Below are 15,357 nucleotides of genomic sequence, written 5' to 3'. Positions count from 1 at the left end.
AACAATGGTTTAAAACGAAGCGCGCGCATCCCCAACAAAAAGTTGAGCGGTGGCAGGCGATTCGGTTCACTGCCCGGCATAAGGCGCCTTGGCGGCGCTCTTGAGAAGTTTCTGAGAAGTCTGGGAGGAAAAGACAGATGAAATTCCTGACAACAGCCGCGACAGCAGTTGCTCTGACTGTGACGGCAACTGCCGGTATGGCAGCGTGTGACGATGGTGAGATCGTGGTGAAGTTCGCTCACGTGACGAACACCGACAAGCACCCCAAGGGTATAGCAGCGTCGCTGCTTGAGCAGCGTGTGAACGATGAAATGAATGGCGTCATGTGTATGGAGGTTTTCCCTAACTCGACCCTCTATAATGACGACAAGGTCCTTGAGGCTATGTTGCAGGGCGATGTTCAGCTAGCTGCGCCGTCGCTGTCCAAGTTTGAAAAATTCACCAAGCAATTCCGGCTATTTGACCTGCCGTTCATGTTCAAGAACATCGATGCAGTGGATGCGTTCCAAGCCTCGGCCGACGGTCAGGCCATGAAGGACAGCATGCAGCGCCGCGGCCTGCAGGGATTGGCGTTCTGGCACAATGGCATGAAGCAGATGTCCGCCAACAAGCCACTGGAAACACCGGCAGATGCTAATGGTCTGAAGTTCCGCGTGCAGTCGTCGGACGTGCTGGTCGCGCAAATGGAAGCGATCGGTGGTAGCCCGCAGAAGATGGCGTTCTCGGAAGTGTATGGCGCTCTGCAGCAGGGTGTTGTGGATGGCCAGGAAAACACCTGGTCGAACATCTATGGCAAGAAGTTCTTCGAGGTGCAGGACGGTATCACCGAAACCAACCACGGTATCATCGACTATCTGGTCGTGACCTCGGTTGACTGGCTGGACAGCCTGGACCCCGAAGTGCGCGATCAATTCCTGACGATCCTGGGTGAAGTCACCGAGACGCGCAACAAAGAAGCCTTTGCAGTCAACGAAGCGGCCAAGCAGTCGGTTATCGACGCTGGTGGCACCATCCGTGAATTGAACGCTGAACAGCGTCAGGCTTGGGTCGATGCCATGAAGCCTGTTTGGGACAAATTCGCTGGTGATGTAGGCCAAGACAAAATCGACGCCGCTCAGGCGATCAACGCCGGGTTCTGATCCGGATCGCCGCGCGTCGGGGGACTGGGGAGTTATCGACGCGCAGGCCGGGCGGGCCGCATCAGGCCCGCCCCAATCAATCATCCTAAAAATGTGGGGACAGAGAGATGTCTGGTGCGAATCCCGGCCAAGGCGGGCTGATCGACCATATCGAGGAAACCCTGATCGCGGTGTTGCTTGGCCTGATGACGGCTGTGACGTTTGCCAACGTGATCGCGCGGTTTGCCTTTAATTCCAATATCCTGTGGGCACTTGAAATGACCGTGTTCATGTTCGGGTGGCTGGTGCTGCTTGGCGCGTCTTATGCGGTCAAGAAACATGCGCATCTGGGCGTTGATGCGATCCTTAACATGCTGCCACCTGCACCGCGCCGTGTGCTGGCTCTGATCGCAGTGGCTTGCTGTCTGGTCTTTTCGTTGCTGTTGCTGAAGGGGTCGTATGACTATTGGGCTGTGTTTGCGGATCTGCCACCCACGTCGGGGCGCTGGTTCCCAACCGGGTTTGATACCGGGGCGCGCAGTCAGAGTTTTTATGAGGTTGACGATATTCCGATGGTCGCGCCGCTGCGCTTTCTGGAAGACCTGATCAACTATGGTGAAGGGTACGAGAAAATCCCAAAGGTCATTCCGTATCTGGTGCTGCCCGTATCCATGCTGTTGCTGGTGATCCGGTTTACGCAAGCCGCCATTCAAATCTGGCGCGGAGAGGCCGACCGCCTTGTCGCCAGCCACGAAGTCGAGGACGAGATCGAAGAAGTCCGCGCACAACAAGGGGTGCATGACTAATGGACGTCGTTCTTCTTTTCTCAATGGTCATTGGCTTGCTGCTGATCGGTGTTCCGATTGCGGTGGCGCTTGGCCTCAGTTCGACCCTGTTCCTGCTGATCTATTCTGACAGTTCGCTGGCCTCGGTCGCAGGCACACTGTTCGAGGCATTCGAGGGCCATTTCACCTTGTTGGCGATCCCGTTCTTTATCCTCGCGTCGTCCTTCATGACGACGGGTGGTGTGGCGCGGAGGATTATCCGGTTCTCGATTGCCTGTGTGGGGCATCTTCCGGGTGGTTTGGCGATTGCGGGTGTGTTTGCCTGTATGTTGTTTGCGGCGCTGTCAGGCTCGTCCCCGGCGACCGTGGTGGCCATCGGCTCCATCGTGATCGCGGGCATGCGTCAGGTGGGGTATTCCAAGGAATTCGCCGCTGGTGTGATCTGTAACGCTGGTACTCTGGGCATCCTGATCCCGCCGTCGATCGTGATGGTCGTCTATGCGGCCGCCGTTGAGGTGTCGGTCGGGCGCATGTTCCTTGCAGGCGTTATTCCAGGCTTGATGGCGGGTCTGATGCTGATGATCACCATCTATGTCATGGCCAAGGTCAAGAACCTGCCCAAAGGCGATTGGAAAGGGTGGGGTGAGATCTTTGCCTCGGCGCGCGAGGCCGGATGGGGCCTGTTCCTTATCGTCATCATTCTGGGTGGTATCTATGGCGGTATCTTCACCCCGACCGAGGCGGCAGCCGTCGCTGCGGTGTACTCTTTCCTGATTGCCAGCTTTGTCTACAAAGATATGGGGCCGCTCAGCACCGAAGAGGGCCAGCAGAACCTGCCTTTGATCAAAAAGCCTTATGCGCTGGTAACCGCGTTCTTTCACCCGGACACCAAGCATACGCTGTTCGAGGCCGGCAAGCTGACTGTCACGCTGCTGTTCGTGATCGCCAACGCGCTGATCCTGAAACACGTTCTGACGGACGAGCAAGTGCCACAGCACATCGCTAGCGCAATGTTGTCTGCAGGTCTGGGTCCTGTGACTTTCCTGATCGTGGTGAACGTGATCCTTCTGATCGGTGGTCAGTTCATGGAGCCCTCGGGCCTGCTGGTCATCGTCGCACCGCTGGTGTTCCCGATTGCCATCGAGCTGGGAATCGACCCAATCCATCTGGGCATCATCATGGTGGTCAACATGGAGATCGGGATGATTACACCTCCGGTCGGGTTGAACCTGTTCGTGACTTCGGGCGTGGCCGGGATGCCGATGATGAGCGTTGTGAAAGCGGCGTTGCCGTTCTTGGCCGTGCTGTTCGTCTTCTTGATCATGGTGACGTACATACCGTGGATATCGACCTTCCTGCCCAACACCTTCATGGGGCCAGAGATCATAACGAACTAAAGAAAAAGGCCGGACCCTCTTGGGCCCGGCCTTTCTTCTTACGTGCTGTATTTCTGTAGATATGTCTCAACCCAGCCAATGCTGCCAAAGCCACGGCGGCGCTTCGTTCCCCATTCCCCGACATTCTGCCCCGCCAGCTCAAGCGCTTTCGGGTTTCCTTTGAAGATAACGATTTTAGGGCGTTTTGGCAGGTTGCGGTACTTTCGGAAAATCAGATTGAACGGCCAATAGGGGACCAGGTGTATTATCCCGATACACCAATCCTTCGGGTAGCACCGACGCCGCCACGCCCGCCCTGAGATATAGTCCTGATCATTCTTGTAAGCCTTCAGGTCGCGGGCCGCGTCAAAGTCATCATACAAGTGGAACTGCTTCCTGGGTATAAATCCGACCACAGAAGAAGTCCCACGTGTGACCAGGTTCATAAGCCCCGGAACACGATCCCAGAACGCTGCGGGTATCGCACGCCACACAAAGGCGCGAAACTTAGGCATAAGGTAAAGCCCGCCGCGTTCACGTACGCTGAGCAACAGGGGCGTGAGTTCACCGGTTACTAAGAGATCGAGGTCAAGGAACAGCGCTGTTTCGTAGCCTTGCACAATCCGTCTGTCGAACATAAGCAATTTGGGCCATTTACCGTGAACCCATTCCGACTGATCCAATTGGGGAAAGGACAGGGCGCGCGTCTTGATGGCGGGATCAAGCCCGGTGGTGTCATCTGTGATGCAAATGACGTCATGGTCTACGGGCAAATGATCGCGGACAGCCGCGAACAGCATGTTGACATCATGCGCACTGAACGGCGTACCCCATTTCATGCACGGAACACAGGCTTTGCCAGAGGTTTCCGTCAGCAGGTTTCCATCCGTTTTGTTACGGCCACCGCGCGACTTCAAGTTCGCGGTGTAAAAATGCGATTTCTGCATCTTTAGAGGCGGGATGTGACGGTCAGGCTACAGTTTTGTGAAAGAAATGCTCTTGAATGAGGGATTTTTAGTGCCCAGATTGAGGGCCGAGGACGACCTCATCTAAACCTGTGTATCGTTCGGGACGACTCGAAGATATGAGAGGTGTCCCAATGCCTTGGATTTTTCTTCTGTTCGCCGGTGTTCTCGAGATTGGCTGGGCTGTTGCCATGAAGCAATCTGCCGGTTTCACCCGTCTTTGGCCAACCGCCATTATGGGTGTTTCCATGGTCGCATCGTTCGGACTTTTGGCTTTGGCAATGCGTGATCTGCCACTTGGCACAGCCTACACGATTTGGACCGGAATTGGGGCCATCGGTGCTTTTGCCGTTGGCGTTGTCTTTCTGGGCGAGGCCGTGACAGCCCCGCGCCTTATCGCAGCCGCCCTGATTGTGGCCGGTTTGGTTACCATGAAACTGGCGTAGTCTCAGGCGTTCTGCAATGCGTCGATAATGCCGGAAAAGTCGTTAGCCTTAAGGCTGGCGCCACCAACCAAGGCACCATCCACGTTGGATACGGCAAAGATATTCGCCGCATTGCCGGGCTTGACTGACCCGCCGTAAAGCAACCGGACGGACCGCCCCACGCCTTCGCCAAACCGCCGTTCCAGACGCGCACGGATAAAGTCGTGGACTTCTCCGATTTCGTCCAATGTGGGAACTTTTCCCGTGCCGATGGCCCAAATGGGTTCATAGGCTACGATCAGGTTCTCGCCGGTGGATTGGTCCGGGATCGAGCCCGACATCTGGCCGCCAATGATGTCCAGCGTGTTGGCCGCTTCGCGCTGTTCAAGGCTTTCACCGACGCAGATGATGGCCTTTAGGCCAGCATCCATAACGGCACGCGCTTTGGCGCGAACATCTTCGTTCTGTTCGGCGTGATCTTCGCGCCGTTCAGAGTGGCCAAGGATCACCATTGATGCCCCGGCATCCATCAGCATCTGGGCGCTTATGTCGCCAGTATGGGCGCCGGATGACGCGGTATGACAGTCCTGACCGCCGATCATGATCCCGGCTTCACCGACCGTTTGCGCGGCACGGTGTATCAGCGTTGCGGGTGGACAAATCAGCACATCAACTGATGGGGAAGGGTAGGTCCTTGACAGCGCCTCCAACTCGGCTAAATCCGCAGCCGTTCCGTTCATCTTCCAATTCCCTGCCGCAAGCTTGCGCCGCATCATAGGATCCCCCATTTAAGCTATTGTTTGCACATCGGATAGCACCGTGCGGACACACTGACAATTCTGGTTGCGGATTAGCTGCCAAAACGGCACAACTCCCGCGCAATTTCCGAGGCCCTCATGATCAACAACCTGGACCTAGAAAAACTGGACCGACGCGAGCCCGATGAGTTGGCCCGCCTGCTGCACGCAATCGGTGAGGTGGGTTTCCTGACTGTGTCCAATACAGGCTTGGATGCATCACGGTGCACGTCGGTCATTGAAGCCTATCGAAAGTTCTTTCACTTACCCGAGGCCCAGAAAGCGCGCGTTGATATGGCTAAGACTGGGGCAAACCGAGGGTGGGGCGCTTCACAATCCGAACAGGTCGACCCGAATGCCAACCCCGACTTCAAAGAGGTTTTTGACTGCGGATACGAACTACCAGCAGGAAACCTCTATGCAGCCAAGGACCTGAGCGTTTATGCGCCGAACCAATGGCCCGAGGCGCGGGCCGGCTTCCAAGATACCATCCAGCCCTACTACACCGACGCCAGTGCAGTCGCGATGCGCGTTCTAAGGGCAATCGCTGTGGCCCTGGGTCGAGATGCAGCCAGCTTCGACAGCGCATTTGAAACGCCCATGGCCTTGCTGCGCGGCAATTACTACCCTCAGCGCCCCGCTTGGGCAGGGCATCAGGATTTTGGAATCGGCGCACACACTGACTATGGGTGTCTGACACTGTTGGCGACAGATGGTACCGCTGGGCTAGAGGTTCAAATGCCTGATGGAAAATGGGAACCGGCCGAAGCCCGACCCGGAACCTTCATTATCAACTTTGGTGAAATGCTGGAATTCTGGACCGACGGTCGGGTCAAAGCCACGTTGCACCGGGTGGTAGGAGGGTCTGAAGAACGGATCTCGGTGCCGCTGTTCTTCAATCCGTCCTACGACACAAATGTTGCTCCGCCGAATTCAGACAAGGTTATTCGTGCCGGAGAACACCTGACGACGCGGTTCAACGAAACCTATGTTCACCTGAAAGAAGCGTCTTAACGCTGGGCCGAGAGCGTTTCGTCAAACTTGATCGACTCGCCGCAACCGCAGGCATCGACAACGTTAGGGTTGCGGAACTTGAAGCCGGATTCCAGCAGCGAAACCTCATAGTCGATCTCGGTTCCGAACAGAAACATCTGTGCCATAGGGGCGATCATCACCCGTGCGCCATCCTGTTCTACGACCTCGTCATTGGCATCGGCTTCGTCCACGTAGTCCATGGTGTATTCCATGCCTGCGCAGCCACCTTTCTTGACACCGATGCGCAGCCCGGCATGTCCACCTGATTTCATCAGGCTCACAATCTGGGTCGCAGCTTTCGGTGTGATCGTCACCGCTTGTTTCCCGGGAATGCCGAACATGTTGGTCTCCGTTATCGCGCGTTATCTTCAATTTAGTGCTTAGGCGAAACAGTCTCAAGACATAGCAGCCGTGCTTACCTAACTTTTCCAGTAAGGTTGCCGTCAGACGGAACCCAAGCTTGCGTTCAGACAATGGGTCGGCCTAGCCTGCGAACAGGGTATGGCAGTGGATAATGAAAGGTGCATGGACATGCATAAACTCTCCAAGGTGTTGAAGGCGGGCCTGTTTATCTCGATTGCAATAGTGGTCGCAGGCGTTGCATCCGCAGCTGTGGACGGCAAGCGGCACCCGGTAAACTGTGCGACGGCCGAAGGCGACTTACGCGCCATCGCAGCAGAAAAGAAACATGCACAGGACCAGCAAGTTGAAAGTGTCGTGTCGATATTGCCCGCAGGTGCGTTGTTGGGGCTGGTGACCGGGACGGAGAAGAAGCGGCTATCAATGCTTTCAGGCGACTACGTCAAAGCGCTGGACGAAAGGGCCGCCGAGATCAGAACAACCTGCGACGTCAAATAAAAAACCGCCCGGTCAGACGGGCGGTTTTTCGGCAAGATATCAGATCGTTCTTACATGAAGCCCAGCTCTAAACGGGCTTCGTCTGACATCATCTCCATTCCCCAGGGGGGTTCCCAAGTTAGTTCGACATCGACTTCCTTGACGCCCGCAACCGGCTCGACGGCTTCGACGATCCAGCCGGGCATTTCGCCTGCTACCGGGCAACCCGGTGCAGTCAGGGTCATGATCACTTTCACCGCGTTCTCGCCGGAAATGTCGATGGTATAGATCAAACCCAGATCATAGATGTTAACTGGAATTTCAGGGTCATAGACTGACCGGCAGGCCTCGACCACTGCGTCATACAGGGGGTGCTCAATTGTCGAAGGCGCAATCAATGGCGTGCCTTCAAACTGTTCGCTGGGGTGAGTCATTCGTGCCTCGGGTCTGTTTCCTGAGCTTTTATATAGGGAAAGCTATGGGCAGCGTCCAGAGGTGGCGTGGTGCCCAAAGCGGGCACCAGTGGGTTCATTCGTTGATGTCGTGCCGAAAGGTCTTCACTTGACCGTGGGGCAGGGCGAACATCCGTCGCAGAACCAGCCATGCTATCAGCGACAATGCAGCAAAGATCAGCAGCAGAACCGGCAGGGACGGCGCCACACCTGGGATGATCAGCAACAACCCAGTGATTGCCGCGCCGATTGCGAAGCCCAGAAAGATGAATCCCGGCAGCACAATCTCGAGGATGCCGAGGGCCAATGCCCCCGCCAACCAAATCCACCATGTCAGCCAGAACGGGTCTGCCATTACTTGCCTCCCTTCAGCATCTTAAAGGCATCGCCAAATGCTTCCAATGCATTTGCAGGCACAACGATTGTCTGCGAACCATTGCCAGCGCCCAGCGCGTTCAGCGCTTCGACCTGTTTCAACGCCACCTGGTATTGCGCAGCCTCGATACCATTGTCCTGAATGGCCTTGGCCACAACACCGGTTGCATACGCTTCGGCTTCAGCTTCAATACGACGAGCTTTGGCGGTTTGCTCGGCCGCATACAGCTCGGCGTCGGCGTTCAATTCGACAGCGCGTTTTTGCCCCTCGGCCTCGGTGACCTGTGCCCGACGGGCGCGTTCGGCGTTCAACTGCTGCAACATCGCATCGCGCGTCGCCTGATCCAGATTCACATCCAGAATCTCGGCACGGGTCACCTCGATGCCCCAGTCATCTACGGCAGTTTCCACACTTTCCTGAATGCGGTTGATCAACTGTGCACGGTTCGACTGAACCTCATCCAGGTCCATTTTGCCGATCTCGGCCCGGACGATCCCAGCCACAGTGGTGGCAATCGCACCATCTACATCGCGGATGCGGTAGACGGTCTTTTCAGGCTCAAGAATGCGGTAAAAGACCGAGGTGTCGATTTGCACCAACACGTTGTCCTTAGTAATCGCGTCTTGCGTCGCATTGGGCAATTGGCGTTCCAGAATGGATATCTTGTGACGTGCAACATCAAGAAACGGAACAATAAAGTTGATACCCGGTCCAAGGACCGAATGCAGGCGGCCAAAGCGTTCAATCACGTATTTTTCCGACTGAGGCACGATTTTAATGCCTTTGAAGATAACAACGACAATCAGAACGGCGCCAAGAACGAAAATGATGTTCGACGAAAGCAATCCTATAATCTGGTCTTCGGTCATATCTGTCCTCTCATTATTGTGTACTATAGTATACATTTGGGGATTGACTTGCCCAATTTCAAGTCAGGTATGGCGGGTATAGGATTAGATTCAAATCTATGAACGTTCGGATGTAAGGGGGAAATTTCCGAATGTGGCCGCTTTGCATCCCTTGGTGATTGCGCTATCGGACGTGCATGAAACTTATTATCGACACCGATCCCGGCATCGACGACGCCATGGCCATATCTTATGCGGCGGCGGCCTCGGAAATTGATCTATTGGGGCTGACCACCGTTTTCGGCAACACGCATGTTCACCAATCCAGCCGAAATGCGCGTTACCTTTTGCATCGACTGGCTGTAGAAGCACCGGTCGCCGAAGGTGCGCCTTTCGCGCTGGGTAGGACCGATCACGCGCCATCCGAGCGTGTTCATGGTCCCGAAGGCTTTGGTGACTTAACGGATATTCCAGAGGTAGGGACAAACCATTCGCTGGACGCCGCCGCATTCCTTGTGGAAATGGCGAAAGCGCATCGTGGTGAATTGGTGGTCTGTGCCGTGGGACCGCTGACCAACATCGCTGCGGCAATGCGCTTGGACCCCGAGTTTTCAGGCAACATCAAGCGGTTGGTCATTATGGGTGGGGCCGTGTTTTGCCCAGGTAACATTACCGAACACGCCGAGGCTAACATTTACCACGACGCTGCAGCAGCGGATGAGGTGTTCTCTTCGCCTCCGGATACTGTTCTGGTCGGCTTAGATGTCACGCTTAAAACCCTTTACGAAACCGCCGATTTCGAAGCGTTGGCGAGACGATCTACGGATATTGGCGGGTTCTTGCGGGATATCTCTCGGTTCTATCTCAATTTCTACAAGGAAATTGGGGGTCTTGAGGGGTGTGGGCTCCACGACTCCACGGCTGTGATCGCCTGTACGCATGATGGGATGTTCGACATGGTTGACACCGGGGTGAAAGTTACCACAACTGGCTCTGAAATCGGTGCCACGCGCCCCGACCCCTCTCGCCCGCCAATCCGAGTTTGCCGCGATGTGGATGGGGCAGGGGTTGTGCAGCTGTTCACCGAGCGCGTCGCCTCTCTTCCTTGACGGGTTGCATTGGGCGCGCGGATCGGGCAAACGCTGCCCGGTTCAGCGACCCCGAGGCACCGAATGACCGAACGTTTCTCTTTTGACCTGAAGGCCACCGATGGCAAAGCCAGAACCGGAGTAATCCACACTCCGCGTGGTGAAGTGCGTACTCCGGCCTTCATGCCGGTCGGAACGGCGGCGACGGTCAAGGCGATGATGCCGGAAAGCGTACGTGCGACGGGTGCGGACATTCTGCTGGGCAACACCTATCACCTGATGTTGCGTCCCACCGCCGAGCGGATCGACCGCTTGGGCGGATTGCATAAATTCATGAATTGGGATCGTCCGATTTTGACGGATTCGGGCGGCTTTCAGGTCATGTCGCTTGCCGGGTTGCGCAAGTTGACCGAAAAGGGTGTGACGTTCAAATCGCATATTGACGGCTCCAAGCACGAGTTGACGCCGGAACGGTCGATGGAGATTCAGCGGCTTTTGGGCTCGGATATTGTTATGTGCTTTGACGAATGCCCTGCGTTGCCTGCTGACCGAGACCGGATTGCCTCGTCCATGCGGCTGTCGATGCGATGGGCGCAGAGATCCCGTGATGCCTTTGGCGACCGTCCGGGCCATGCGCTGTTCGGCATTCAGCAAGGCGGGCTAGAGCAGGATTTTCGCGAAGAATCTGCCGAAGCGTTGAAGGAAATCGGCTTTGAAGGTTACGCCGTCGGTGGACTGGCTGTAGGTGAAGGGCAAGAGGCCATGTTCGATGTGCTGGACTTTGCGCCGGATATGCTGCCAGTCGACAAGCCGCGCTACCTCATGGGCGTCGGCAAACCCGATGATATCGTAGGCGCGGTTGCACGCGGTATTGACATGATGGACTGTGTTCTACCCTCGCGTTCCGGCCGAACAGGGCAGGTGTTTACGCGGTATGGTGTGGTGAACATCAAAAACGCCCGTCACGCCGACGATCCGCGACCGCTGGACGAACAATGCAAATGCCCGGCTTGCTCGAATTATTCCCGCGCGTATCTTCACCACGTGTTCCGTTCGAACGAGATGATCTCGGGGATGCTGCTAACGTGGCACAATCTGCATTATTTCCAGGATATCATGCAGGGAATGCGCGACGCCATTGCAACTGGAACATTCGAGGCATGGCAGGCCGAGTTCCACGCGCAGCGCGCTCAGGGCGATATTGAACCGATTTGATGCCGCACATTGCGTCAGTTGTGTTAAAATCGGTGGATATTCCGGCGCGGTGCCTTGCAGTCCGAAAAACCTCGGGTCATTCTGGATCACGACATACGGCGATGAGGTTGAAATGGGGTATTTGAACCCCACCTTAATCGTCCAAACAGGAGACGGTCGGGCGTTGCCTTAATAGGGACCAGTACCGTCTTGCCAATGATAAGGATTGAGCATGCAAGAGCCTCTGAATTCCTCATACCCGGTGCTTCCGCTGCGCGATATTGTGGTTTTTCCACATATGATCGTGCCGCTGTTCGTGGGTCGGGAAAAATCTGTTCGCGCACTGGAAGAAGTGATGCAGGACGACAAGCAGATTTTGCTGTCCAGCCAGATTGACCCAGGTGACGATGATCCCTCGATTGATGGGATTTACCGGTCGGGTGTGCTGGCCAATGTTTTGCAACTACTTAAACTGCCCGACGGCACCGTGAAAGTGCTGGTCGAAGGTCAGGCGCGGGTGCAGATCACCGAATTTTTGGAAAACGAAGATTTCTTCGAAGCTCGTGCCGAATATCTGACCGAGATTCCCGGTGACGTGACGACGACCGAGGCGCTGCTGCGCACCGTCGCGGATGAGTTCGAGCGTTACGCCAAAGTCCGCAAGAACATCCCCGAAGAAGCGCTGACCGCCGTTGGTGAAACCACCGAGCCTGCCAAGCTGGCCGACCTAGTTTCGGGCCATCTGGGCATTGAGGTCGAGCAAAAGCAGGAACTGCTTGAGACGCTCTCGGTTAGTGAGCGGCTGGAAAAGGTCTATGGCCTCATGCAGGGCGAGATGTCGGTTCTTCAGGTCGAGAAAAAGATCAAGACCCGCGTCAAATCTCAGATGGAGAAAACGCAGCGCGAATACTACCTGAATGAACAGATGAAAGCCATTCAGAAGGAACTTGGCGATGGCGAGGACGGCAGCAATGAAGTTGCCGAACTGGAAGAGAAAATCGCCGAGACCAAGCTGTCGAAAGAAGCGCGCGAAAAGGCCGAAGGTGAGCTGAAGAAGCTCAAGAACATGTCGCCCATGTCGGCCGAAGCCACCGTTGTGCGCAACTATCTGGACTGGATTCTGGCACTGCCGTGGGGCACCAAATCCCGCGTCAAAAAAGATCTGGGTCGCGCGCAGGACATTCTGGATGCCGATCACTACGGCCTTGAAAAGGTCAAGGAACGGATCGTCGAGTACCTTGCGGTTCAGCAGCGTTCGAAAAAGCTGAAGGGCCCGATCTTGTGCCTTGTTGGCCCTCCGGGTGTGGGTAAAACGTCTTTGGGTAAGTCGGTCGCCAAAGCCACGGGGCGCGAGTTCATTCGCATCTCGTTGGGCGGTGTGCGCGACGAATCCGAAATCCGCGGCCACCGTCGGACCTATATCGGGTCGATGCCCGGTAAGATCATTCAGGCTTTGAAAAAGGCGAAAACCACTAACCCGCTGATCTTGCTCGATGAGATCGACAAGATGGGGCAGGATTTCCGTGGCGACCCGGCTTCGGCCATGCTTGAAGTGTTGGACCCGGAACAGAACAGCACGTTCATGGACCACTATCTTGAGGTCGAATATGACCTGTCCAACGTGATGTTCCTGACCACGTCGAACAGTTACAACATGCCTGGGCCTCTGCTGGATCGGATGGAGATCATTCCACTGGCTGGCTATACCGAGGAAGAGAAATCCGAGATCGCCAAGCAGCACCTGATCAGCAAGCAGGTCAAGAACCACGGCCTGAAGGCTAAGGAATTTGAGCTGACCGATGACGCGCTGCAATCCATTATCCGCACCTATACCCGCGAGGCAGGCGTGCGGAATCTGGAACGCGAGATCGCCAAGGTTGCCCGGAAGTCGCTGACCAAGATCATCAAGAAAGAGGCTGAATCCGTTACGGTGACGCCAGACAATCTGGATGACTTCCTAGGTGTACCCAAGTTCCGATACGGCTTGGCCGAACAGGATGATCAGGTCGGTGTTGTCACTGGTCTGGCATGGACCTCTGTTGGCGGCGATTTGTTGCACATCGAGGCGCTGAAACTGCCGGGTAAAGGTCGGATGAAGACCACTGGTAAGTTGGGCGATGTGATGAAGGAATCCATCGATGCAGCCTCGTCCTATGTGCGGTCAATCTCACCGCAGATCGGTGTTAAGCCGCCGAAGTTTGACACACTGGATATCCATGTCCACGTGCCGGATGGGGCGACGCCAAAGGATGGGCCTTCGGCAGGTCTGGCGATGGTCACATCGATCGTTTCCGTGCTGACGGGTATTCCGGTGCGCAAGGACATCGCCATGACCGGCGAAGTTTCGTTGCGCGGTAATGCGATGCCGATTGGTGGTTTGAAGGAGAAACTGCTGGCAGCTCTGCGTGGTGGCATCAAAACGGTTCTGATCCCCGAGGAAAACGAAAAGGATCTGGCCGATATTCCGGATAACGTGAAGGAAGGGCTAGAGATCATCCCGGTCTCGCATGTCTCGGAAGTGCTGAAACAGGCTTTGGTCAGCGAACCAGAGCCGATTGAGTGGGACGAAGCGGCCGAGGAAGCCGCTGCCGCTGCGGCTAAGGCTTCTGATAATTCGGCGGCTTCTGCAACGACACACTAAATTGAGAGTGCTGTGGAAAGGGCGGAGTGAAAACTCCGCCCTTTTTCTATTCGGATTACCAAAGCCCTGGGGCCTTTTGATGAATCGCTAAAAGGAAAAAATGGTGGGTGATAAGAGATTTGAACTCCTGACATCTTCGATGTGAACGAAGCGCTCTACCACTGAGCTAATCACCCGTAAGGCGGCGTATTACAGCGACTTTGAAACTGCTGCAAGTGCCATTTTGGAGGCAAAAGCCCCGAGGTAAACTCGGGGCTTTTGGCTTTAAAGTCCCGGCAAACCCGGAAGTTGGGTCAACACTCCGCGACGACCGAATGTGGTGCCACGGTCGTTGCCAAAGTTTACGCGAACGCCGACAGACACATAGGCTTCGTTTGAGCTGCCCGAAACAAGCGGGGACGAGATATGAGCTACGCCTAGGTTGCCATAAACTTCGGCATTGTCAGCCGCCGCGTAAGACGCGCCAATCGCGAACAGGTTGAAGTCCAGCGCGCCTCCAAAGTTGTCGACGATGTCGAAGCTGGTGCTCAGTTCCCAAGCGTCGGTCAGCTCGGTCTTGGCCGAGATTCCGAACAAGGTGCCATCTAGGTCCGAAGCATTGGTCAGATCCTGGCGTCCCAGGTACCCTTCGATTTCGGCAGGGCCAGCATCAAATCCAGCTTCGATCCCGTAGAACTCGAAATCCGCATCATCTAGGTCTTCCTGGCCGTAGAACAGGCCGAAGGACGCGTTGTTGGCGGTGTGCAAGTTGCCGTGCAAAGTCCAGTTGGTCGCGGTTTCGCTCAGGTCTTGGAATCGCTGTACGCCAAGGTCGAGTTGTGCGCTGAAGGCGCGGCTAAACGCCAATTCCGCAGCGCCGTTTAGGTTGTAGGCATCACCAAAGTCGGTGTCTGTAAATGTCGAGTAATCCAAATTCAGGTAACCACCGGAAATTTCCGCGGCCTGTGCGGCTCCGATTGTTGTTGATGCTGCCAAAAATGCTGCAAATAATACGTTTTTTCACGTTTCTGCTCCGTTTGCTTGTTTTGTTTGCTAAGGGTCACACTATGACCTGATGAGCAGTCGTCGCTTTATCTAGGTGGTGCCTGAATGTGTATCTAAACAGACCGAATTTCAGCCTGTGTGGCGAGGGTGACACAGGTTCAGGTTGTGGAGATCATGAGTCTCCCGTTGGTTTGTCGCCAGTGATCAAAAAGCGGCAGTTTTCTTTGAAACACGCAGAGTAAGGTCGACAGGGTTTCGCAGTAAAATTTCGCAATTCAGAAAAAACTTCAAAACGCCGCTTGACGCTGCCCGAGCGTAGCCATAATACACCCAAACGTTCAGCAACGAACGGGCAGCGGGCGGTTGTAGCTCAGTTGGTTAGAGTACCGGCCTGTCACGCCGGGGGTCGCGGGTTCGAGCCCCGTCAACCGCGCCA

General features: G+C 55.6%; 16 protein-coding genes and 2 tRNA genes. 10 read left to right on the top strand and 8 right to left on the bottom strand.

Features of this window, described 5'->3' with window-relative positions; translation table 11 throughout:
- Positions 1–137: 137 nt before the first annotated feature.
- The 3 genes from AC2FF7_RS21635 to AC2FF7_RS21625 all read left to right on the top strand — a co-directional run bounded on the left by AC2FF7_RS21635 (position 138) and on the right by AC2FF7_RS21625 (position 3,300).
- Entirely contained in the window at positions 138–1,139 is a 1,002-nt protein-coding gene (locus AC2FF7_RS21635) for a DctP family TRAP transporter solute-binding subunit (RefSeq protein WP_170354021.1), read from the top strand.
- Between the two features lie 107 nt (positions 1,140–1,246).
- Positions 1,247–1,924 (top strand): TRAP transporter small permease, encoded by a 678-nt coding sequence (locus AC2FF7_RS21630; RefSeq protein ID WP_170750993.1) that lies wholly within the window; start codon positions 1,247–1,249, stop codon positions 1,922–1,924.
- Positions 1,924–3,300 carry a TRAP transporter large permease gene (locus AC2FF7_RS21625; protein ID WP_170354025.1) on the top strand — a complete coding sequence of 459 codons (1,377 nt, stop codon included), beginning with the start codon at positions 1,924–1,926 and terminating at the stop codon, positions 3,298–3,300. Before AC2FF7_RS21630 ends, AC2FF7_RS21625 begins: the two co-directional genes overlap by 1 nt.
- 38 nt (positions 3,301–3,338) lie before the next feature.
- Here AC2FF7_RS21625 and AC2FF7_RS21620 read toward each other — a convergent pair whose 3' ends face one another.
- Positions 3,339–4,226, bottom strand: coding sequence for a hypothetical protein (locus AC2FF7_RS21620; protein ID WP_480865407.1), 888 nt, complete (start codon positions 4,224–4,226; stop codon positions 3,339–3,341).
- Between the two features lie 152 nt (positions 4,227–4,378).
- On the opposite strand from AC2FF7_RS21620, the gene AC2FF7_RS21615 reads away from it, so the two are divergent.
- Positions 4,379–4,690: a DMT family transporter gene (locus AC2FF7_RS21615; RefSeq protein WP_209196907.1), complete on the top strand. Its 312-nt coding sequence runs from the start codon at positions 4,379–4,381 to the stop codon at positions 4,688–4,690.
- Between the two features lie 2 nt (positions 4,691–4,692).
- On the opposite strand, the gene tpiA is transcribed toward AC2FF7_RS21615, so the two are convergent.
- Entirely contained in the window at positions 4,693–5,442 is a 750-nt protein-coding gene (tpiA, locus tag AC2FF7_RS21610; RefSeq protein WP_496906317.1) for a triose-phosphate isomerase, read from the bottom strand.
- Between the two features lie 123 nt (positions 5,443–5,565).
- Between tpiA and AC2FF7_RS21605 the strand changes: the two genes are divergently transcribed.
- The gene (locus AC2FF7_RS21605) at positions 5,566–6,480 is read left to right on the top strand and encodes an isopenicillin N synthase family dioxygenase (RefSeq protein WP_496906314.1); all 915 of its coding nucleotides are present in this window, start codon (positions 5,566–5,568) and stop codon (positions 6,478–6,480) included.
- On the opposite strand, the gene AC2FF7_RS21600 is transcribed toward AC2FF7_RS21605, so the two are convergent.
- The gene (locus tag AC2FF7_RS21600) at positions 6,477–6,842 is read right to left on the bottom strand and encodes a HesB/IscA family protein (RefSeq protein WP_170354037.1); all 366 of its coding nucleotides are present in this window, start codon (positions 6,840–6,842) and stop codon (positions 6,477–6,479) included. The two genes, AC2FF7_RS21605 and AC2FF7_RS21600, sit on opposite strands and share 4 nt — an antisense overlap.
- A 190-nt stretch (positions 6,843–7,032) precedes the next feature.
- Here AC2FF7_RS21600 and AC2FF7_RS21595 point away from each other — a divergent pair, with 190 nt between their 5' ends.
- A complete protein-coding gene (locus AC2FF7_RS21595) occupies positions 7,033–7,359 on the top strand; it encodes a hypothetical protein (protein ID WP_480865414.1) in 327 nt (108 codons plus the stop codon).
- 50 nt (positions 7,360–7,409) lie between these two features.
- Here AC2FF7_RS21595 and AC2FF7_RS21590 read toward each other — a convergent pair whose 3' ends face one another.
- The 3 genes from AC2FF7_RS21590 to AC2FF7_RS21580 form a co-directional block, all read right to left on the bottom strand.
- On the bottom strand, positions 7,410–7,772 hold the full coding sequence (locus AC2FF7_RS21590) for an SUF system Fe-S cluster assembly protein (protein WP_170354039.1): 363 nt from the start codon (positions 7,770–7,772) through the stop codon (positions 7,410–7,412).
- Between the two features lie 94 nt (positions 7,773–7,866).
- Positions 7,867–8,145, bottom strand: coding sequence for an NfeD family protein (locus AC2FF7_RS21585; RefSeq protein WP_170354040.1), 279 nt, complete (start codon positions 8,143–8,145; stop codon positions 7,867–7,869).
- On the bottom strand, positions 8,145–9,035 hold the full coding sequence (locus AC2FF7_RS21580) for an SPFH domain-containing protein (RefSeq protein ID WP_170751003.1): 891 nt from the start codon (positions 9,033–9,035) through the stop codon (positions 8,145–8,147). Before AC2FF7_RS21580 ends, AC2FF7_RS21585 begins: the two co-directional genes overlap by 1 nt.
- A gap of 176 nt (positions 9,036–9,211) precedes the next feature.
- On the opposite strand from AC2FF7_RS21580, the gene AC2FF7_RS21575 reads away from it, so the two are divergent.
- From AC2FF7_RS21575 to lon, 3 genes are all read left to right on the top strand, one after another.
- A complete protein-coding gene (locus tag AC2FF7_RS21575; protein WP_170751005.1) occupies positions 9,212–10,123 on the top strand; it encodes a nucleoside hydrolase in 912 nt (303 codons plus the stop codon).
- Positions 10,124–10,186: 63 nt separating this feature from the next.
- A complete protein-coding gene (tgt, locus tag AC2FF7_RS21570) occupies positions 10,187–11,317 on the top strand; it encodes a tRNA guanosine(34) transglycosylase Tgt (protein ID WP_480865419.1) in 1,131 nt (376 codons plus the stop codon).
- A 211-nt stretch (positions 11,318–11,528) separates the two neighbouring features.
- Complete coding sequence (gene lon / locus AC2FF7_RS21565) at positions 11,529–13,937, top strand: endopeptidase La (RefSeq protein WP_496906313.1); 2,409 nt, start codon at positions 11,529–11,531, stop codon at positions 13,935–13,937.
- 101 nt (positions 13,938–14,038) lie between these two features.
- On the opposite strand, the gene AC2FF7_RS21560 is transcribed toward lon, so the two are convergent.
- Positions 14,039–14,113 (bottom strand) — tRNA-Val (locus tag AC2FF7_RS21560).
- A gap of 88 nt (positions 14,114–14,201) precedes the next feature.
- Positions 14,202–14,912, bottom strand: a complete 711-nt coding sequence (locus tag AC2FF7_RS21555; protein ID WP_496906312.1) for a porin — start codon at positions 14,910–14,912, stop codon at positions 14,202–14,204.
- Between the two features lie 368 nt (positions 14,913–15,280).
- Here AC2FF7_RS21555 and AC2FF7_RS21550 point away from each other — a divergent pair.
- A tRNA-Asp gene (locus AC2FF7_RS21550) sits at positions 15,281–15,357 on the top strand.

The organism is Ruegeria sp. YTSC325 (genome assembly GCF_059609525.1).
Note: the sequence above shows the minus strand (reverse complement) of the source record. Positions and strands in the feature narration are given on the sequence as shown.